The following is a 21,216-nucleotide window of genomic DNA, read 5'->3' as shown; positions in this document are numbered from 1 at the left end:
CTATGGCCTTTTCCCTGCTCCCGGCACCCGAGGAATCGAAGCGATGAGAGCGAATATCTGGCTCGGCGCGGCCCTGCGCTACGGCGGCCTGGGGCGGCATCCCCTGCTGCGTGATACGGCCAGCCCCGCGGTGCGCCGGATGATTGTGAGCCACATCGCCTGGTCCCGGGCGCACAATTTCTGCTATTTCCGCATTCCCAAAGCGGCCAACTCCACCGCGATGCGGACACTGGCGCACCACTGCGGCTACGATATCCGCAATGATCCCGGTGGCAACGCGGCCAAGGGCCGCTTCAAGGCCCTGCCGACTCCGGGGTCGCTCGCGGGGGCATGTACATTTACCGTTGTACGCAACCCCTATAGCCGCATTGTTTCCGCCTGGCGCAGCAAGACAGCGGTTCCCCGGATGGTGAGAAAATACCGCCTGCACCCGGCGGGCAAACCGCAACGCGTGTACACATTGCTCGAGTTCCTGCAGCGCCTGGAGGACGACCTGCTTATGGCCAATGCCCATTGGGTGCCGCAGCACGAACTGATCCCGCTACCGGTCGAATCCCTGAGCCATGTCGGCAAAGTCGAGACGCTGGAGGCCGATCTGGGCCGCATCGTGAACGATATTTTCGGCTGTCCGCTCGAGCTGCATACGCGGCAATCGGATCGCCAGCGAGCGGACGACTATGTGCGCAGCCAACTCGCGCCGGCCGAGCGTCAGCTGATCCAGCGGCTATACGCCCGCGACTTCGAACTCTTTTATCCGGACGCCGGCTGATCCGGCCCGGCGGAATTTCATATCGGGGTACGCAGATGATGCCGAAGACCTTCTGTATCGGTCTGAGCAGAACGGGCACTACCACATTCAATGCCGTAATGACCGGGCTGGGCTTTCTGAGCCGCCAGGGGCCGGGGAGTCTGGGGCTCAAGTTGTATGAGCTCGGCCGCTTTGACGACATCTGTGCCATCGTCGACCACTATGATTGCCTTTGCGACCTGCCTTACCCGCTATTGTACGAGCGCCTGGCCGAGCGCTATCCCGACAGCCGCTTCGTTCTCACGACCCGCCGTTCCGAAGATCAATGGCTGCAGAGTCTGCGCAAGCTCAATTTGCGCAATGGCCCGACCGAGGCGTTCCGGATCGCCTATGGCTGCTACGACGTAGATGGGAACGAAAACCGTCTGCGCGATTTCTACCTCCGGCACAACGAGGCTGCGCGGGAGTTTTTCCGCGACTCCGGACGTTTTGCCGAAGTGTGCTGGGAGCAGGGCGATGGACTGAACGAGCTCGGCGAACTGCTGGGCGTGAACATCTCCGGGGCCAGTGTGCCGGTGGCCAACGCCTCGGCCGACAAGGACTCGCGCAAGATCCTTGAGCGGCACTGCCGCAAGGGCCGGCTGGGCGCGGCCGTGCGCTACGCCCGCAGCGTAGAGGGTACGGACGAGCTGCTGGCGCTGGTCAACCGACGGCTGGACCGGGAACTGGGACGGTTTCTCGCAGTGGCCAGGCCCAAGGCCGCTTTGCGGCGCCTCAGGCTGCGTGGCAGGCAGTTGCGATAATTCGGAGTGCGGTGCGGGGATTTGCTGGCCCGCTGAGCCGTTCAGTGCAGGGCAACCTCGCTTCCCTGCCGGCGCAGGGTGGGGGAGAAGCGCACCATATCGATCATGGCATCGATATAGCGCTCACCCAGTTCACCGAGATCGCCAATTTCAGGCTGTAACAGCCAGTCTTCCAGCACGCCGATCAACGATCCGTGCAGCATCGGTACCGCAACGTCGATATCCAGGTCTGCGGGTAACTGTCCCTGTGCGACTGCGGCGGTGACCAGCTTGTGAATGATCGTCGTGCCCTCGGTGTGTCCCTGAATCAGGCGCTGGTGGATTTCGCCACTCTCGGTAACCAGCTCACAGCGGTGGAACACAATCTCCAGGATCAACTGCCACTGCCGGTTGCAGGCAATCTCCTGGAACAGCCACAGCCAGCGGGTGCGGAGTACGCCCAGCGGGTCCCGGTTGATTTCTTCACCGCCCGCCTCACACAGTTTTTCTCCCGGAAACTGCACCCGTTCTGTGAGTGCGGCGAAGAGGTCGCTCTTGTTGCGAAAATGGCCGTAGACGGCGCCGCGGGTGACCCCCGCCAGCTCGGCAATTTCGGTAAGGGAGGGGCGCGCCACACCGCGTTTGTGGAATACGGTGATCGCGGCATCCAGGATCTTCTCCCGCGTTTCCAGGGCATCTTCTTTTCTGCGTTTGGCCATCTAGTCTGTTCTCTGGCTGCTGCATCGGACTGCAGCACGTCATTCGTTCGGGCCCGGATACTGCGCGTCTGATCGCACGGTGATTGAAGTCGGTCGAATCAGCGGCGTAAATAGCGACTACTCGAATCATGGCCATTTATCGCCGTCTAGTGGGCAAAGCCCTAACAGTAGGCAGGGATATTTACCAGGCTGTGTGCATTCTAATTCATATTCATGCATGAATGAACACTTGATATTTATTCGTGCATGAATATAAAATGCAAACATTCTATACGATCGTTTGTGACTGTCCTGACCGACAGTTTCCTATAGTGCGACACTGTGCGATCCACCCGGATGGTGGGTCACTATCGAGGTTTTCAATGTTTAAGAAGAAGTTGCTCGTCGGTCTGCTCGCCACCTCCGCGCTGTTGAGCGCCTGTGGGGAGGAGCAGGCCGCCCCGCCATCGATGGCCCCGGAAGTCACCGCGGTAACCCTCAAGGCCGAGCCGGTTACCCTGACCCGCGAGCTGCCCGGACGGACCAATCCCTTCAAGGTGGCCGAGGTGCGCCCGCAGGTGAACGGTATCGTCGAAGAGCAGCTGTTCCAGGAGGGCGGGCTGGTCGAGGCCGGCCAGTCGCTGTACCAGCTGGACGACGCCACCTACGAGGCCGACTACGAAAGCGCCCGCGCCAACCTGCTGAGCGCAAAAGCGGAGCTGAATGTGGCGCGGCTGAACGCCGAGCGCATGGCCGAACTGGCGGGCACTGGGGCTGTCAGCAAGCAGGAGAACGACAACGCCCAGGCCCAACTGCAGCAGGCGGAAGCGGCGGTGGCCTCTGCCGAGGCCGCGGTCCAGCAGGCGCAGATCCAGATCAGGTTTGCCCGTATCAGTTCGCCGATTTCCGGCCGTATCGGCAAGTCCACCGTGACCCAGGGTGCACTGGTGACGGCGAACCAGACGGCGGCGCTGGCGACCGTGCAGCAACTGGACCCTATCTATGTGGATATCAACCAGTCCACCAGCGAGCTGCTGAGTTTGCGCCGCGCGCTGGCCGCCGGCAAGGTGGAAGAGGCCAATGACCTGCCGGTGAAAATCGTGTTGGAAGACGGTACTGCCTACCCCCACCCGGGCAAGTTGCAGTTCGCCGAGGCGAGCGTGGATCCGTCCACTGGCAGCGTGCTGATGCGCGTGGTGGTGCCGAATCCGGATCATATGCTGCTGCCGGGCATGTACGTACGTGCGGAGATCGGCCGCGGTATGCGCCAGCACGGGATACTGGTACCGCAACAGGGCATCGCCCGCGATCCGAAGGGCAATACCTCGGCGATGATCGTCAACGGCGAGGGCATGGTCGAGCAGCGCGCTGTAGAGGTGAGCCAGACCATCGGCAATCGCTGGCTGGTCGAGGGCGGCCTGATGGCGGGCGACCGGGTTATTGTCTCCGGCTTGCAGAAGATCCGCCCGGGCGTTCCGGTGGAGGTCACCGAGGCGGAATCCGAGTCCGCGCCGGCCGGTAATGAGGTGACTGCTGCCGGCGGCGATAAAAGCGAATCCGTTGCAGCACCGACCGCCGACGAGTCGTAAGGAGTAGTCCGGTAATGGCCAGTTTCTTTATCAATCGCCCGATCTTTGCCTGGGTGATTGCGATCATCGTGATGCTCGGTGGCGGCCTGTCTATCGCCCAGTTGGCGGTCGAGCGCTACCCGAGCGTGGCGCCGCCGGCGGTGACCATCGGTGCCAACTATCCGGGCGCCTCGGCGCAGGTGGTGGAGGGCTCGGTGACCCAGGTCATCGAGGAAAACATGAAGGGGCTCGACGGCCTCATCTATATGTCCGCCACCAGCCAGTCCAATGGCTCCGCGTCCATCACCCTGAATTTTGCCAATGGCACGGACCCGGATACCGCCCAGGTACAGGTGCAGAACAAACTGCAACTGGCAATGCCGCTGTTGCCGCAGGAAGTGCAGCGCCAGGGGGTCAACGTCAGCAAATCCAGCAGCGGTTTTCTGATGGTGGCCGGTTTTGTGTCGGAGGACGGCAACATGTCCAAGGCGGACATTGCCGACTATGTGTCCTCCAGTCTGGTGGACCCGATCGGCCGCGTGCAGGGCGTGGGCACCACCCAGGTGTTCGGCTCCAAGTACGCCATGCGCATCTGGCTGGACCCGAACAAGCTGAAGACCTACAACCTGACCCCGGCGGACATCTCCACGGCGGTGCAGGCACAGAACGCGCAGGTGGCCGTGGGCAGCCTCGGCGGTACGCCGGCGGTGGAAGGGCAGCAGCTGACCGCCACGGTCAACTCCCAGGGACGCCTGAACACGCCGGAGCAGTTCCGAGATATCGTGGTGCGCTCCAACAGCGACGGCTCGGTGCTGCGCCTGGGCGATGTGGCCCGCGTGGAGCTGGGTGCCGAGAGCTATACCAACCTGACCCGCTACAACCGCCAGCCAGCCACAGGGATGGCTATTTCCCTGGCCACCGGCGCCAACGCGCTGGCGACCGCGGAAGCGGTCAAGGCGAAATTGGACGAGTTGGAGCCGAATTTCCCGCAGGGCCTCACCTATGTAGTGCCCTTCGATACCACGCCGTTCGTCAAGGTCTCCATTGAAGGGGTGATCCACACCCTGATCGAGGCGGTGGTGCTGGTGTTCCTGGTGATGTTCCTGTTCCTGCAGAACTTCCGCGCCACACTGATCCCGACCATCGCCGTGCCGGTGGTACTGCTGGGCACCTTCGGCATACTCGCGGCGCTGGGTTTCTCCATCAATATGCTGACCATGTTCGCCATGGTGTTGGCCATCGGCCTGCTGGTGGACGACGCCATCGTGGTGGTGGAGAACGTCGAGCGGCTGATGTCGGAAGAGGGCTTGTCGCCGAAAGAGGCCACGAAAAAGTCGATGAAGCAGATCACCGGCGCGCTGGTGGGCATCGGTGTGGTGCTGTCGGCGGTGTTCGTGCCCATGGCCTTTATGAGCGGTGCCACCGGGGTTATCTACCGGCAGTTCTCGGCCACCATCGTATCGGCGATGGCGCTGTCGGTGCTGGTGGCCATCGTGCTGACGCCGGCGCTCTGCGCCACCATGCTGAAGCCGCTGAAAAAGGGCGAGCAGCACGGCAGCAAAGGTTTCTTCGGCTGGTTCAACCGCAAATTCGATGCGGGCAGTGCCCGCTATCGGCGCGGCGTCCGCGGAATCCTGGCGCGCAGCGGCCGTTTTATGGCGATCTTTGCCGGCCTTGTGGTGATCATGGGGCTGCTGTTCCTGCGCACACCCAGTTCCTTCCTGCCGCAGGAGGACCAGGGGGTACTCTTCTCCATGGTGCAGGCGCCGGTGGGGTCGACCCAGGAGCGCACCATGGAGTCGATCTACAAGATCGAGGACCACTTCCTGGACAATGAGCCGGAACTGGTGGAGTCCGTGTTCGCGGTACAGGGCTTCAGTTTTGCCGGCAACGGCCAGAACACCGGTATGGCATTCGTGAAACTGAAGGACTGGGACCAGCGCGAGGAGGAATCCGAGAGCGCGGCCGCCGTGGCCATGCGCGGTATGGGTGCGCTGAGCCAGATCAAGGACGCCATCGCCTACGCCTTTTCGCCGCCGGCGATGCCGGATCTGGGGACGTCCAACGGCTTCAACTTCTACCTGAAGGACAACGCCGCCCTGGGGCACGAGGCGCTGCTGGCGGCGCGCAACCAGTTGCTCGGCGCCGCCGGGCAGAGCGAATTGCTGACCAATGTGCGCCCGAACGGCCAGGAGGACACGCCGCAGTTCAAGGTGGATATCGACGTGGCCAAGGCGACCTCGCTGGGTGTGCCGGTCGGCTCCATCAACAATACCCTGGGCGCCGCCTGGGGCAGCCAGTATATCGATGATTTTATCGACCGCGGCCGCGTCAAGCGCGTCTATATGCAGGCGGAGGCCGATTACCGCATGGATCCGGAGGACTTCAACCTCTGGTATGTACGCAACAACGCCGGCGAGATGGTGCCGCTGTCGAGCTTCGCCAGCTACCACTGGGAGTACGGCTCGCCGCGCCTGGAGCGCTACAACGGCGTTCCGGCGATGCAGATCAACGGCGAGGCGGCCCCGGGCGTGAGTTCCGGCGAGGCCATGGCCGAGATCGAGCGGTTGGTGGAGACCCTGCCGCAGGGCATCGGCATCGAGTGGACCGGTCTTTCCTTCCAGGAGCGCGAGGCCGGCGCGCAGACGCCGCTGCTGTACGCATTGTCATTGCTGATGGTGTTCCTGTGTCTGGCGGCACTCTACGAGAGCTGGACCGTACCCACCGCAGTGCTGCTGGTGGCGCCGCTGGGGATTCTCGGCGCGGTGCTGGCGAGCAACCTGCGCGGCATGGAGCGGGATATCTACTTCCAGGTGGCCATGCTCACCACCGTGGGCCTGACCAGCAAGAATGCGATCCTGATCGTGGAGTTCGCCAAGCAGAACCTGGAGAGCGGCATGGAGCTGGTACAGGCCACCATGCAGGCGGTACGCGACCGCCTGCGGCCGATCGTCATGACGTCGCTGGCCTTCGGTCTCGGCGTGCTGCCGCTGGCCATCGCCTCCGGCGCCGGTTCCGGTGCCCAGCAGGCGATCGGCACCGGCGTGCTCGGCGGCATGATCGTGGGCACGTTGCTGGGGATCTTCTTTATCCCGCTGTTCTTCGTCGTGGTACAGCGCCTGCTTGGCGGGCGCAGCCAGGCCGCGGAGGAGGATGCCGACAGGGCACAGGAGGTGCGCAGGCCCGTCGGTGAGGAAGAGGCGGAGATCGTCTGAGAGTGAAAAACGCCGGCAATTTTGCCGGCTTTTTTTTGAGGGGCAGGTACTGCTTTACTCACTGCTTCACTTCCTCCGCAATTTGCCTGTAAACAGGCTCCTTCCGAGCGTTGAATCTTTCCCGAGCGCCGATACCTCACGCGATGATAGCGATATCTTGCACTGAGTGGTCGCCACTTTGTGATATGTGTCTCAATATTTTTGAGGCCTGGAAAGATAAAATGCGCGCCATCTCAGGTGATGGTCCGTTGTTTTTTCGGACAGGGAAGTGGCGTAGTCGATTGATGCGGAAATATTTCAGAGTAGTACCTGTTGTTCTGTTGGCAGGGTTGTCGGTAATCGCAGGGGCCCAGTCCCCGGCCCCCGGGGAGTCTCACGCCCGGGAGTTACAGCGACAGCAGCAGCGCGAGCGCGCCCTGCGCGGACAAAACGAGCCCGAAGCCGACGTCCGCCTTAATCAGCCGGATTCCGTTGCGAAGGCGGAATCCATTCCCACCGAAGAGACGCCCTGTTTCCCCATCCGGGAAATCCTCCTCGAAGGCGAGGAGGCACACCGGTTTCGCTGGGCCCTGAAAGCCGCCGATCCCGCCGAAGACCCGGCCACCGGGCACTGTCTGGGCACTGCCGGAATCAATATCGTCATGGAGCGCGTGCAGAACGCGATTATCGCCAGGGGGTATGTCACCACCCGGGTGCTGGCCGCGCCGCAGGATCTGAACAGCGGCACTCTCACCCTGACTCTGGTGCCCGGCCGCATCAGTGAAATCCGTTTTGCCGACGGAACCGACCCCCGCGCCAATTTCCGGAATGCCCTGCCGGCGGAAACGGGCGAGCTGCTGAACCTGCGCGATATCGAGCAGGGGCTGGAGAATTTCCAGCGGGTTCCCACTGTGGCTGCCGATATTCGCATTGCGCCGGCCGACCGTGCAGCGGGGCCCGGCAAAAGTAATCTGCTGATCGCCTGGGAGCAGCCCTCCCTGGTGCGAACCAGTGTTTCCCTGGATGATTCCGGCAGCGAGTCCACGGGGAAACTACAGGCCGGTGCCACTCTGTCTGTCGACAACGGCTGGATGCTGAACGATCTTTTCTATATCAACCTCGGGCACAGTGTTTTCAACGGCGGGGGGAAAAGTACGGACAACTGGACCGCGCACTACGAGGTTCCGTATGGCTACTGGCTCTGGGGCACCACCGTCAGCAGCTACGACTACCGCCAGACAGTGGTCGGCCCCTACGCTTCCTATACCTACAGCGGTACCAGCCGCAACGCCGAGTTGCGCGCATCGCGGCTGCTGTTTCGAGATGCCGACTCCAAAACCGGCGCTTACGCCCGGGGCTGGTGGCGGAAATCGCACAGCTTTATCGACGATACCAGAATCCTGGCCCAGAGCCGGCGCACCGCTGGCTGGGAGGCGGGCTTTACCCACAAGCAATTTTGGGGCGCGGCGACCCTGAATGCCAGCCTGGCCTATCGGCGCGGCACCGGCGCCCTGGGTGCGCAGCCGGCGCCGGAGGAAAATTTCGGGGAGGGCACATCGCGCATGAAAATGATCACCGCCAGTGCGCGGCTTGATTTGCCCTTCCGGATCGGCCGCCGCCAATTGCGTTACAACGGCTCCTGGCGTGCCCAGTGGAACCGAACGCGCCTGGTTCCCCAGGATCGCTTCGCCATCGGCGGTCGCTATACGGTGCGGGGTTTCGACGGTGAAACCACCCTTACCGCCGAGCGCGGCTGGCTGCTGCGCAACGAACTGAGCCTGGTGCTCGGGGGAGGGCAGCAGGTGTACCTGGGCCTGGATTACGGGCGCATCGCCGGTCCCGCCGCCGATTGGCAACTTGGCAATGAACTGGCCGGCGCTGCCCTCGGCCTGCGGGGCGGTTGGGGCAGGTTTCGCTGGGATACCTTTGCCGGAACCCCGATTGAAAAGCCGCGGGGTTTTCCCGCTTCCGGCATCAGTGCCGGCTTCAGTATGAATGCGTCGTTTTGACACACATATTGTGGCCCTAGTGTGCCGTACGGGAAGTTCGCAAACAGTTCGCTGCGCCAAAGCGCCCAGCTCTGCGTTGAGAAAGCTTGAAATAACGCTGCTATTCCAGCGCTTTCTCGCCTTGATCTGAGCGCTTTAGCTGTGCTCCTTTGTTCGCGAACTTCCCGCACGACGCACTAGGGTGCGCCACGCGCACCAGACTGAGAATCAAAGGAATAATAAGGAAGTCCCATGAACCACGTTTTCCGCACCGTCTACAACTGCGCCCTGGGGGGGATGGCAGGTTGCTTCGGAGCTTGTGACCGTGCCCGGGGGACACAGTGCGGGAGGAGTGGGTTCGGAGAGCGGAGGCGACATTACTGCCACTGTGCGTCCACTAAACTTTGCCCTGTGGCTGGCACTGGGCTGGGTGGGGCTGGCGGTGCCTGCACTGGCGGAGCAGGAACAGCAGGTGGTGGGATTGGCGCAGCAGGGCCGCATCCTGTCGGACCCGGAGGCGCCGGAGGATCAGCGCCCGACGGTGATATCCGCTCCCAACGGCGTGCCCCTGGTCAACATCACCACGCCCAGCGAGGCCGGCGTTTCGCGCAACCTCTACAGCCAGTTCGATGTGGGCGGTGACGGTGCCGTCCTCAACAATTCGCGCGGCGAGACCCGGACCCAGCTCGGTGGTTGGGTACAGGGCAATCCCTGGCTGGCCACCGGCACGGCGAAGGTGATTCTCAACGAAGTCAATTCCGCCGACCCCAGCCGCCTGAACGGTTATATCGAAGTGGCCGGTGATCGCGCCGAAGTGGTAATCGCCAATCCGTCGGGTATTCAGGTGAACGGCGCTGGATTTATCAACACGCCCCGCGTCACCCTCACCACCGGCCGCCCGGTGCTCAGGGGCGGCGCCCTGGACCACTACCGGGTGGAGCGGGGGACCATTCGGGTGGAGGGCGCCGGCCTCGACACCAGCCGGGTGAACTACACCGATATCATGGCCCGTGCCCTGGAAGTCCACGGTGGTATCTGGGCCAATGAACTGCGGACCACCCTGGGTACCAACCACATCGGTGCCGACCATGCCGGGGTGACCGCCACCGACGCGTCCACAGCCAGTGGTGCGGGGCCCGAGTTCGCCCTGGACGTGGGCGCCCTGGGCGGTATGTACGCGAACAAAATCTGGCTGGTGGGTAACGAACAGGGCCTGGGCGCGCGCAACGCCGGCAATATCGGCGCCGGAGCCGGCGGGCTGGTGGTGACAGTGGATGGCCGCCTGGAAAACACCGGCACGCTACAGTCCAAAAGTGACTCGGAGATCCGTGCCGGCGGCGAACTGTCAAACGCCGGCACCCTCAGCGCCGCGCGCGAACTGAACCTCTCCACTGCGGCGGATATCGACAACAGCGGCGGGACCCTCAATGGCCGGCGCCTCGACCTCAGTGCGGAAGCTCTGCGTAACCGTGACGGCGCCATCGAACAGACGGGAACACAGGACCTGGTTCTGGACAGCGGCGCCCTCAGCAACCGGGATGGCGGACGCATCGGCCTGTCGCAACCCTTGACCGGTGATGGCGATGGGGAAGCCGGCGGCGGTACACCGCCGGGAAACGGGCCGGCCCCGGAAGACGGCGCCAACCCCGACAGTGGTGATACCGGTGGCGATACCGCCCCGCCAACGGAGAGCACGCCGCTGGCAGACGGCCTTGTCGAGATCGCCGGCACTCTCGACAACGACGGCGGCCGGATCAGCGCCGGTGGTGCCACGGACGTGAAAGTGGTCGACGGCCTCGACAACAGCGGCGGCCACTTGGGCGCACGCCACCTGGCCCAGGAAGGTGGCGACCTGAGCAACCGCGATGGGGAACTGGTCGTCACCGATAGCGTTCAGATAGAAGCCGCCGAGATTGCCAACGACGGTGGCCGCGTGTCTTTCCAGAGCAGCCTCACCTTCGAGGCCGAATACTTCTCCAACCGCGGCGGCACCCTGGCACACAGCGATGCCGGCGATATTGCCCTGCATATCACCGGCACCTTCGACAACAGCGGCGGCGCCCTGGAGACTAACGCTGCCACCCTGGCCATCGACAGCCAGACCCTGGTCAACGAACAGGGTCGCATCACCCACGCCGGCACAGATGGCCTCACTCTGCAGGCGGACACGTTCAACGGCGCCGACGGCAGAATCGCCACTGCCGGTGAAGTGCAGCTCACCATCGGTGATGCCGACCATCGCGGCGCCGCCCTCGAGGCCTCCGGCATTGCGCTCGACGCCGCCGATTTTGACAACCGGGGCGGCACCCTGATCGCCAGTGGTGAACAGGGCAATACACTTGCGGTTACCGGTACCCTCGACAACGGCACCCACAATGAGCAGGGCGGCCGCATCGTCAGCAACGGCGACCTGCAAATCCGGGCCGGTGCTTTCGGCAATGTGGAGCAGGCCGGCACCGGCAGCCTGAAAATCGATGCCGCCAGTCTCGAAGGTTCCGGCGGCACTATCGTCAGCAACGGCAGCCTTACTGTCACTGGCGATACGATCGACCTCAGCGGTGGAACCACCAGCGCCGAACGTATCGCCATTGATACCGGCAACCTAAGTACCGCCGAAGGCAGCCTGATTGCGACCAGCGAAGAAACCCTGCAATTACAGGTTGTCGGCACGCTGAACAATGACGGTGGCACCATCGCCGGCAACGGCGCCTTCGATCTCAGCGCCGGCGAACTCGGCAACCGGATGGGTACCCTGCAGGCCGCGGGCCCCGAGTCCGGCGAGATTAAGGTCAGGGGCAACTTCGACAACAGCGATGGCATCCTGGCCGCTGCGGGCGATACCTCAATCAGTGCCCGGAACTTCGTCAACACCGGCGGCACCCTGCAAACCGCGGATGAATCCAGCCTCCAGCTCACCGTCGAAGACCTGCTGGACAACAGCGGCGCCGGGCTGATTGCCGCCGGCGGCGAACTGCAACTCGCCGCCGCCACCCTCGACAATCGCGAAGGCACCATCAACATCGGCGATAACCTCGATATCGTCGTGCAGAGCCTGCAGAACAATTCCGGTGCGCTGGTCGGAAAAGGCGACCTTACCCTGCGCGCCCACACCCTCAGCAACCGGGAAGACGGCATCCTGGTCTCTGTCGACAACAGCATCGACCTGAGTATCGCCGGCTATACCGATAATCGCGGTGGCCGCATCCAGGCGACTGAAGGCCTGACCCTTGCCAGCGCCGGCCTCGACAATACGGGCGGCGGCATCCTGGGCGGCAACATTGCCATCGACACCCGGGGCCAAAACCTCGAAAACAGCGGCGGCACCATTGCTACCGACAGCGGTGGCCTGAATATCCATAGCGGTGCCCTGACCAACGACGGCGGCCTGCTGCAATCCGCCGATGATCTGCAACTGGACACCGCCGGGGAGACACTGGTGAACACCAACGCCGGCGATAGCGGCGGCCTGCTAAGCGGCGGCCGCCAGACTCTGGCCATTGGTAACTTGGACAACCGCGCCGGCCTCGTCCATGCCGGCGGCGCCCTCACCGCGCGCAGCGGTGACCTCGACAACCGCAACGGCGGCCAATTCGGCGGCAGTGACAATGTCACCCTGCAAGGGGCGGAACTGCACAACCGCGGCGGTGTACTCCATGCCGGCGGCGACCTGGATGCGCAGCTCACCGGCACCGCCCGCAACAACGCCGGCCTGATCAGCGCCGGCAACACCCTCGATCTCACCGCCGCGGTGATCGACAATCGCAATACCCGGGGGGAAACCCCGCTGGGACTGCAGGGCGACAGCATCGATCTCAGCGCCGGCCGCTCCGAAAACCGCAACGGCCTGATCGCCGCCGACACCCGCATCGATATCACCGGCAGCCAGCTCGACAACAGCAGCGGCGAAGTGTCCTCCGCCGGCATACTTGGTGTCGTCATTGACGCTGTCACCAATACCGGCGGTACCCTGTACTCCGGTGAAGCGCAAACCATCAATACGGACAGTCTCAGCGGCGACGGAAGCCTTCTCTCCCAGGGCGACCTCACTCTCACCCTGGCACAGGGCTTCACCCTCACCGGTGAAATCACCGCCAACCAGACGGCTGATATCACCATCAATGGCTGGTTCACCAACGAAAGCAAAGGCCTCCAGGCTGGCGATCTGACCCTCAATGCCACGTCGATCGACAACACCGCCGGGGCTGAAATCAGCGGCGGCCAGGTCCGGCTCAACGCGGACGACACCCTTACCAATCGCGGCTTGATCGATGGCGGCAACACCCGCATTGATGCCGATACTCTCGAAAACCTTGGCAGTGGCCGCATTTACGGCGACCATATCGCCATCGAAGCCGATACATTGCAGAACCTCGAGGAAACCCTCGACGGAGAAACCAAAGCCGCCGTAATCGCCGCCCGCCAGCGGCTGGATATCGCCGCCGGCACCCTGCTCAATCGGGAAGACGCCCTGATCTTCAGCGCCGGGCAGGGCGCCTATGCCCTCAATATCGGCGGTCGCCTGGACGAAAATGGCTACGCCAACGGCAGCGCAGCTTCTGTGCACAACGCCAGCGCCACCATCGAATCCCAGGGCGGTCTCACCATCGATGCCGCGAGCCTGCTCAACAGCAACGAACATTTCGCCACGCGAGAAGCACAGATCGGCGGCCCCACCGACATCATCTATACCCAGATCAAGGGCTACCCCAACAAATACACCGACACCGAACTCTTCGAGCAGGGTTGGACCTTTGAATACTGGAAGGACGGCGTCAGCACCTGGTTCCGCCCGGATGGCGATCGGAGAGAGGACTGGACCGAATACAACGTCACCCGCACCGAATACCGGACCCAGGTGACCGAAAGCGCCCCCGCCGTTATCAGTTCCGGTGGCGATATGACCCTGCGCGGCGGCGAGCTGGTCAACGACAAGAGCCATATCCTCGCCGGCGGCGCCATCCGGGGCGACCTGCAAAACCTGGATAACATTGATGCCAAGGGTGAACACCGGGTGCACGAGGAGGGCACCAGCCGCGAGACCTGGGTCAAGCTTACCGGCTGGGATGACGACCCCAAACGCAAGTGGGGTGACCCGATCCTTTACCTCCCTGGCGATGAAGTCGAAACCATCGACCTGGATGTCGTCAAGAAGGAAGAGAACCAGAATGGCGGTGGCAGCGGCTACGAAATTGAAAGCCGCAACACCGACACCGCCGGCCGCGGCACTCGCCGCGATACCGCAGACAACAGCGCCGAGTCCCGCGAGGTGGAGAGTAAAGTGGTCCGGGTTGCCGAAACCACCGCCCCGCAAGATGAGCAGGGCTTGGACGCCGCGGCTTCTACCGGTCCGGCCCCGGAGGAAGTCCACACTGTCGGCGCCGACACGGCCATCCCCCGGAACAGCCTCTTCCGAGTGCAACCGGAAAATGGCGACTACCTGATCGAAACCGATCCCCGCTTCGCCAACTACCGCGACTGGCTCTCATCGGACTACCTGCTGGATGCGCTGGATCATGACCAGGACCTGATACACAAACGCCTGGGCGACGGCTTCTATGAACAGACACTGGTGCGTGAACAGATAGCCCAGCTCACCGGCCGCCGCTTCCTCGCAGACTACACCAGCGACGAGGACCAGTACCGGGCCCTGCTCGAAGCCGGCGCCACCGTCGCCGAAGCCTGGGACCTGCGCCCCGGCGTGGCGCTCACCGCCGAACAGATGGCGCAACTCACCAGCGATATCGTCTGGCTGGTGGAGGAGACCGTCACTCTCCCGGACGGCAACACCACCACCGCCCTGGTGCCCCAGGTCTATGTCCGCGCCCGCCCCGGCGACCTGGACGGCGAGGGCACCCTGATTTCCGGCGAAAACGTCCACTTCAACCTCGAGCAGGATCTCGCCAACACCGGCGACATCGCCGGTCGCAACGCCGTCCAGATCACCGCAGAAAATCTCCGCAACCTGGACGGCCGCATCACCGGTGATCGTGTATCGCTACACGCCCGCACGGACCTGGACAATATCGGCGGCACCATTGATGCCGAAAACGGCCTCGCCGTCAGTGCCGGCCGCGATATCACCATCGCCACCACTACCCGCAGCGACAACAACCGTGCCGGCCTCAGCGACTACAGCCGCACCAATATCGACCGCGTCGCCGGCCTCTACGTCAGCAAGGGCAACCTGGTGGCCACTGCCGGCCGCGACTTTGTTATCCGGGGTGCCGAAATCGCCAACAGCGGCGACGGCATCACCCAGGTCAGCGCCGAGCGCGACCTCACCCTCGCCACCGTGGAAACCCACAATCAGGAAAATATGGTCGGCGGCGACAACTTCCACCTCAAACAGGGCCACACCGAGGAAGTCGGCAGTAGTATCCAGGGCGGCGGCCAAGTGGTTCTGAACAGCGGCGGGGACACCAGCCTGCGCGGTGCCGAAGTGAACGCCGGTGGCGACATGGGCCTGATCTCCGGCGGCGACCTGCTAATCGAATCCGCCACCAACACCCGCAACTACGATTACTACCACAAAGAGGAAGCCGGCAGCTCCCTCAGCTCGGACAAAACCACTGCCATACAGCACAATACCGAAGACGTAGTCGGCAGCCACATCAGCGCCGGTGGCGACGTCGCCATGGTTGCCGAGGGCGATCTCGCCATCCTCGGCAGCCAGGTCGAAGCCGAACAGGACATCGCCCTCGACGGCCGCGACATCACCATCGCCGCGAGCGAGCAGAAAGAAAGCCATTACCAGACCAGCAGCAAATCCGGGCCCCTCGGCAGCGAGAGTGCCGGCCAGGCCAGCGAACAACTGAGCCTCGCCACCGCGGAACTCAAGAGCGCAGGTGGCGATATAAGCCTCGACGCCGCCCGCAATATCACCATCGCGGCCAGCAACCTGGAAACCGCCAGCGGCGACATCAACCTCACCGCCGTCGACGACTTGCTGATCGCCGCTGGCGAAGTTATGGAGACCACCAGCAACTGGTCCGAAGACAGCGGCTACTTCACCGGTGGCGACTTCTACGCCGCCGAACAGCGCGCCGGCACCACCGAGACCACCCGCGCCCAGGGCAGCAACATCAGCGCCGGTGGCAACCTCAATATCGACAGCGGCCGCGCCAAGGTGGTCGGCTCCGACCTTACAGCCGGCAATGACCTAAACATCGAAACCGATATCGGCGACATCGAAATCCTCGCCGCCCGCGAGACCAGCCACAGCACCCACAGCGAAGAGGAAACGCGGGTCAGCCTCGGCGACGTGGCCAGCAGTCTCTCCAATCCGGACGAACTGGTCCAATCCGAAGACGGCCAGCTCAAGATCAAACTCGCCGACGCCGAGTACCACGCCGTCGACAGCGAAAGCGCCGAAGTCAGCCACCGGGGCAGCAACCTTACCGCCGACAACGATATCAGCCTCGACGCCATCGGCGATCTCACCGTGGAAGGCTCCAACCTTGTTGCCGATAGCGACGACAGCGGCGCCGGCGATATCGTCCTGTCCGGCGAAAACGTCATTATCAAGGAAGCCAAAGACAGTCTGCATACCAGCAGTGAGGAAACCAGCGGCAGCGCCGAACTCAATGTGGTGGTCCAGCACCAGGCCGTGGAAGTGGCCAAGGCGGCCAAGGCCCTGGACGAGGCCGCCGACAACCTCAAACAGGCCAAAGAGGACTACCGCAAATACCAGAAAGACCTGAAAAACCTCAAGGGCACCCTCAGCCAGCTGGAAGCCGACTACGAAAACGGCACCCCCGGCGTCAGCCAGGCGGATATCGTCGAACTCAAACAACTCATCGACGACGCCGAGAGCGACAAAGAGTGGTACCAGGCCGGCATTGCCGCCGCCGCCGCGGACGTGACTTCCAAGACCACCGCTCTGATGCAACAGAGCGCGGCCGCCGCCCAGAGCGCCGGTACCTACGGCTTCAACGCCGGCGTACAACTGGATGTCGACGCCACCCGCACCGGCAGCGAAAGCCACCAGACCAGCTCCCAGGCCAGCAACCTAAGCGGCCAGAACATCTCCATCCAGACTGGCAATGAAGACGGCACCAGCGACGGCAGCACCCAAATCCGCGGCAGCCACCTGCAGGCCGACGACCGCATCGCCATCGACACAGGCGAACTCGATATTGAGGCCAGCCGCGATACCGCCAGCCAGCGCACCCAGACCGAACACGGCAATATCAGCATCCAGCAGACCGTCTACGGTGCCGCCGGCGGCCCCACCGTCAGCGGTAGCCTGGACAGAAGCCAGAGCCGTAACCGGCAAACCACCTACAACAACAGCACCCTGAGCGTCGACCAGATCGCCCTCAACAGCAGCGGCGACACCACCCTGGCCGGCGCCAATGTACATGCGGACAGCCAACTGGATGTCGCCGTGGGCGGCGACCTCACCGTCGAATCCCGGCAGAACCGCGCCAGCGGCAGCAACAACAGCGCCGGTATCAGCGGCGGCTTCGGCACCAGCGGCGGAGATAACAGCGGCCTCACCAGCGTCAACGGTGGCGCCAACAGCGCCAACGGCCGCTACCGGAACAAGGAAACCGTCCTCACCAGCCTCACCTCCGGCGGCGAGGCCAATATCGACGTCGGCGAACACACCCAGATCACCGGCGCCCTGGTCGCCACTGTGAACGACGAGGGCAAGGACCTCGGCAACCTGAATCTGAGCACGGAGACCCTCGACTACGCCGACCTCAGCAATACCGACTACTCCAGCCAACAGAGCGCCGGCATCAGCACCAGCGTCGGCTTCAACGGCGCCAAGCCAGCCGACCCGGCACAGCAGAATGCCACCGATGCCACTGGTGACGACGACCTGCGACTGAACACCTCCAATGTTCAGTACAACAACGAGAGCCATTACAGTAAGGACAAGACCTTGGCCACCGTGGGGCAGGGCAATATCACCGTTCGGGACGAGAGCAGTGACAAGAACGGCGACCTGGCCGGTCTCAACCGGGATGTGGAGAGTACAGAGAAGGAACTGTTCGAGGTTGACCGACAGGAAGGGAATGTTGATGTTGCCGTCGACCATCGACTGCTATCCAAGAAAGGCTGGGAAGAAATCTCGCAAGATGCGGAAGTGCTCGAGGAAGCTGCCGCCGTTGGTGCAGATTATCTGGAGTCCGTTGTAGTCTCTCTGCCAGAGAAGCTTGCCAACCAGACAGGCCCACTAGGTGAAGGGATGCACGACACCCTGATCCGCCAAGGCTACGATCCGGAAGAAGCGCAGGCGCTGCTCTCCGATCCGGCTTTCCAGCAGTATGTAGTGGAAACGGCCAATCAGTTGACTGAAGAAATCGAGTCCGCTGAGCCGCAACTACTGGAGGATCTCGCTAGAGGTAAAGGGTTAAATCTGGCCGCCACAGATGAATACACCCAGGGGCCCGATGGAGAAATCGAGTATGTCGAAGTCACCTCCGTCCGCGACCAACCCCTCCCGGGCAAGCTGAACGACGGTCTGGCAACCGCCAACGACTACCTCAATACCTTGGACCCGGCCACCCGCGACATGGCCATGCTGGCCGCAGGAGCCGCTCTGGGCGGTCCGGTGAAGCAGGTAGCGGGTGTTGTGATCGACGAAATGATCAATGCCGCTGCCGGCGAAGAGATCGAACAGGCGACCAATAAAGTTGCCGAAGGGGTGACCGAGTGGGCGATTGGCGAGCGTCAGGAAGATGGTACACAGGCCGATAATGAAGATTATGACCGGGCGGTTGATGGAACCAAGTTGGGGGTATCCATTGCTACGGGGATTGGGTTGCCTGGACGAAAGACCAGTAATAGACAATCGCACGGCAATGAATCAGGAGGCAATTCTGGAGGTGGTTCAGAAGGCAGCTCCGGAAACAACACCAGAAAAACTGAAGATGCCGATGAAACTCCAGATTGGGATACACAGCAATCTCGGGCTGGTGAGGAGTTTGATACGCCCGAGCAGGAGGTTGTTTCAGGCAGTAATGTAATTAATGGTGACTCCGTTACGCATGTATCTGGTGTAGAGTTATCCAGAAGCCAGTCCCAAATGATTTCTGACTTTGAGGCGAGCGGGTATCCATCTACAGAAGTTGTTTCTCCAACTAGTGGCAAGGTGATAGGAAATCAGTACATCTTACCTGATGGCTCAAGAGTAAGAGTTATGCAACCCGATGGAAGAAACCCAAGGCGTGCGTCCTTTGAAAATGAAAATGGTGGCCCGATTGATCCCGCAACGGGAAAACCACCACAGCCACCAAAAGGACTTTCCCGGGCAGAGAGAAAACAATGGATTCGTGAGAGAACCCATATTGTACAGGAGGATTGATTGAATGAGTGGAACAGTAGAGTTTATTGCTCCTTACCTACCTTTAAAAATTGATAATGTATCGTGGAATGGAGATGTATTATTGCTTTCTTCGACTGAGTGGTCTCTAAGGGTAGATAGTGTATGGCGTATTTTAGCAGGAAAAAAAATGCTATTTGGTTGCTGGGATGATGACGCAAATAAAATCGTTGCTGATTTGGAGGGTCTAAGTGTAACGAGCGTCTTTTGGGTTACCCCAGAGGAACCTATCGATTTGTCACTGGTTTTATCGAACGGAACGAGACTAGAAGTTCTATGCTGTTTGTCGTTTGAACCTTGGGTCGTAAATCTTCCTGATAATTCGGTCTTTGTGGGAAATTCTTAGGAAGTAGGGGCGGTTGTATTCTTTTGCAAGAGTTAAGTCGTTTTGGAAATTGAAGTACGTTCAGCAATCTTGAAAGGAAGCTTTTTAACAAAACGGACTTATAGCCATGTGCGGAGAATAGGATAAATTGGGCACCAACGCCCGAAATTTATGCGGACTAGAGATTGTTCATTATATACTGACATCATGAAAAATATATACAGAAGCCCAGAAAGCGATTTAAATACAGATAAATACCAATCGGCACTGGACCAGATCAGAAGGGAGCAGAGCTATATTCTTAGCGTCCTGTCTGCGGTGGCTGCGACGCTTTCAGGTCTTTTCCTGCTTTCCATTGTACCTGGAATGGCTCCGGTCTTTGTATACTTGTTGCCTGCGCTGCTTTCCAGTATTGCCGTAAAATATATTGGGCGGCCGTTCAGCTTTCTGTGCAGAGTGATATGTGCCATTGTCACAGCACTGATTATATCTTCTGTGCTCGTTCTTTACGGTGTTGGCTTGGGGGCGATTACCGTGGGATTCCTGAGTGTTCTCATATCTCTGTCGCTAAACCGGAGGGTGTTGACTTTTGACCAGGACCGAGCTTTGTACCGGATAAGAAATGGTATTGGTACTATAAAATAGCTAACCGGCCAGGGGCCAGCTGGATGTTTTCTGTAATATTAAGGAGATATCTTCTATCAGGAATATGTATATTTCTGGAGGTATATCAGACAATGAATAAGAATAGGAGCCTGTAAGCTCCATGGTTCAGATGGTTTCCATCTGAATAGAAAGATGTGAAGTTGACCTTAAAAACCAGGAGTAAATGAATGAAAATCGCAAAGTCTGCTTTGAAAATGATCCCCTTCGTGGCTATGTCGACTTTGTCGGCCGGGGCTCTGGCTGAAGGAGGCGATTTCTTTGTTCAGGCAGATATCGGAAGGAGCAATGTCGATTTTAAAGGGAAGGGCGTTTACGACAGTGGGGGAGCGGATATAGATCGGGCTACTGATACTGGTGACAATAAGGATACCTCGAGCAGTTTGAGAGCCGGTTATTGGTTTAGCGAATATTTTGGGGTAGAGGCTTTTTACAGCCGGCTCCATGATGCAAAAATGACTGCTTTGAACGTATATGAGGTAGGAGGCTTTGAGAGTGGGGTCATAGTGGATACGGAAGTTGAAAGTTTCCCGCTTGAAGTTTCAGCGTATGGCGTAGGCCTTGTGGCAAAGAAGAACTTTTCAGGTCTGTTTGTCAGTGGCCGCGCCGGGGCGGCAGTGTCAAAAGTCAAGGTCCCGAGTGTTAGCGATAGCTCTACCGAGGCATATTACGGTGCCTCAATTGGTTACGACTTCAATGATATGTTCAGTTTGAGCCTGAATTATGATGTGCAAGAGGCAGAGTTTGTTATTGATGAGCTTGACTATGGAACACAGATTAACTACGACGCGGATTTTGATATAAAAACGACAAGTCTCGGAGCGCAGTACCGCTTCTGATTGATGAGCCGCCCGGGGGATCCGGGGGGCTCTGCCGTAGATACCATCTGTCCCTACATCCCTCAAGGGGCTATCTGG

10 protein-coding genes are annotated in these 21,216 nt (G+C 61.1%); 9 read left to right on the top strand and 1 reads right to left on the bottom strand.

Annotated elements, in window-relative coordinates; translation table 11 throughout:
• The first annotated feature begins 43 nt into the window (after positions 1 to 43).
• On the top strand, positions 44 to 769 hold the full coding sequence (locus tag OQE62_RS05100; protein WP_265720922.1) for a sulfotransferase family protein: 726 nt from the start codon (positions 44 to 46) through the stop codon (positions 767 to 769).
• A gap of 35 nt (positions 770 to 804) precedes the next feature.
• A complete protein-coding gene (locus OQE62_RS05095) occupies positions 805 to 1,551 on the top strand; it encodes a sulfotransferase (protein WP_265720921.1) in 747 nt (248 codons plus the stop codon).
• A 41-nt stretch (positions 1,552 to 1,592) separates the two neighbouring features.
• Here OQE62_RS05095 and OQE62_RS05090 read toward each other — a convergent pair whose 3' ends face one another.
• Entirely contained in the window at positions 1,593 to 2,249 is a 657-nt protein-coding gene (locus OQE62_RS05090) for a TetR family transcriptional regulator (protein ID WP_265720920.1), read from the bottom strand.
• A gap of 362 nt (positions 2,250 to 2,611) precedes the next feature.
• Between OQE62_RS05090 and OQE62_RS05085 the strand changes: the two genes are divergently transcribed.
• The 7 genes from OQE62_RS05085 (at position 2,612) to OQE62_RS05055 (ending at position 21,138) form a co-directional block, all read left to right on the top strand.
• A complete protein-coding gene (locus OQE62_RS05085) occupies positions 2,612 to 3,817 on the top strand; it encodes an efflux RND transporter periplasmic adaptor subunit (RefSeq protein ID WP_265720919.1) in 1,206 nt (401 codons plus the stop codon).
• A gap of 14 nt (positions 3,818 to 3,831) precedes the next feature.
• Complete coding sequence (locus OQE62_RS05080) at positions 3,832 to 7,011, top strand: efflux RND transporter permease subunit (protein WP_265720918.1); 3,180 nt, start codon at positions 3,832 to 3,834, stop codon at positions 7,009 to 7,011.
• 329 nt (positions 7,012 to 7,340) lie between these two features.
• On the top strand, positions 7,341 to 8,999 hold the full coding sequence (locus OQE62_RS05075; protein ID WP_265720917.1) for a ShlB/FhaC/HecB family hemolysin secretion/activation protein: 1,659 nt from the start codon (positions 7,341 to 7,343) through the stop codon (positions 8,997 to 8,999).
• A 367-nt stretch (positions 9,000 to 9,366) separates the two neighbouring features.
• On the top strand, positions 9,367 to 19,293 hold the full coding sequence (locus tag OQE62_RS05070) for a two-partner secretion domain-containing protein (protein ID WP_265720916.1): 9,927 nt from the start codon (positions 9,367 to 9,369) through the stop codon (positions 19,291 to 19,293).
• 4 nt (positions 19,294 to 19,297) lie between these two features.
• Positions 19,298 to 19,657: a hypothetical protein gene (locus tag OQE62_RS05065; protein ID WP_265720915.1), complete on the top strand. Its 360-nt coding sequence runs from the start codon at positions 19,298 to 19,300 to the stop codon at positions 19,655 to 19,657.
• Positions 19,658 to 19,843: 186 nt separating this feature from the next.
• A complete protein-coding gene (locus OQE62_RS05060) occupies positions 19,844 to 20,281 on the top strand; it encodes a hypothetical protein (protein ID WP_265720914.1) in 438 nt (145 codons plus the stop codon).
• Positions 20,282 to 20,469: 188 nt separating this feature from the next.
• Complete coding sequence (locus OQE62_RS05055; protein WP_265720913.1) at positions 20,470 to 21,138, top strand: outer membrane beta-barrel protein; 669 nt, start codon at positions 20,470 to 20,472, stop codon at positions 21,136 to 21,138.
• Positions 21,139 to 21,216 lie beyond the last annotated feature (78 nt).

This window comes from Microbulbifer halophilus, from assembly GCF_026183675.1.
Lineage (GTDB): Bacteria > Pseudomonadota > Gammaproteobacteria > Pseudomonadales > Cellvibrionaceae > Microbulbifer > Microbulbifer halophilus.
This window is presented reverse-complemented; position numbering and strand designations above follow the sequence as displayed.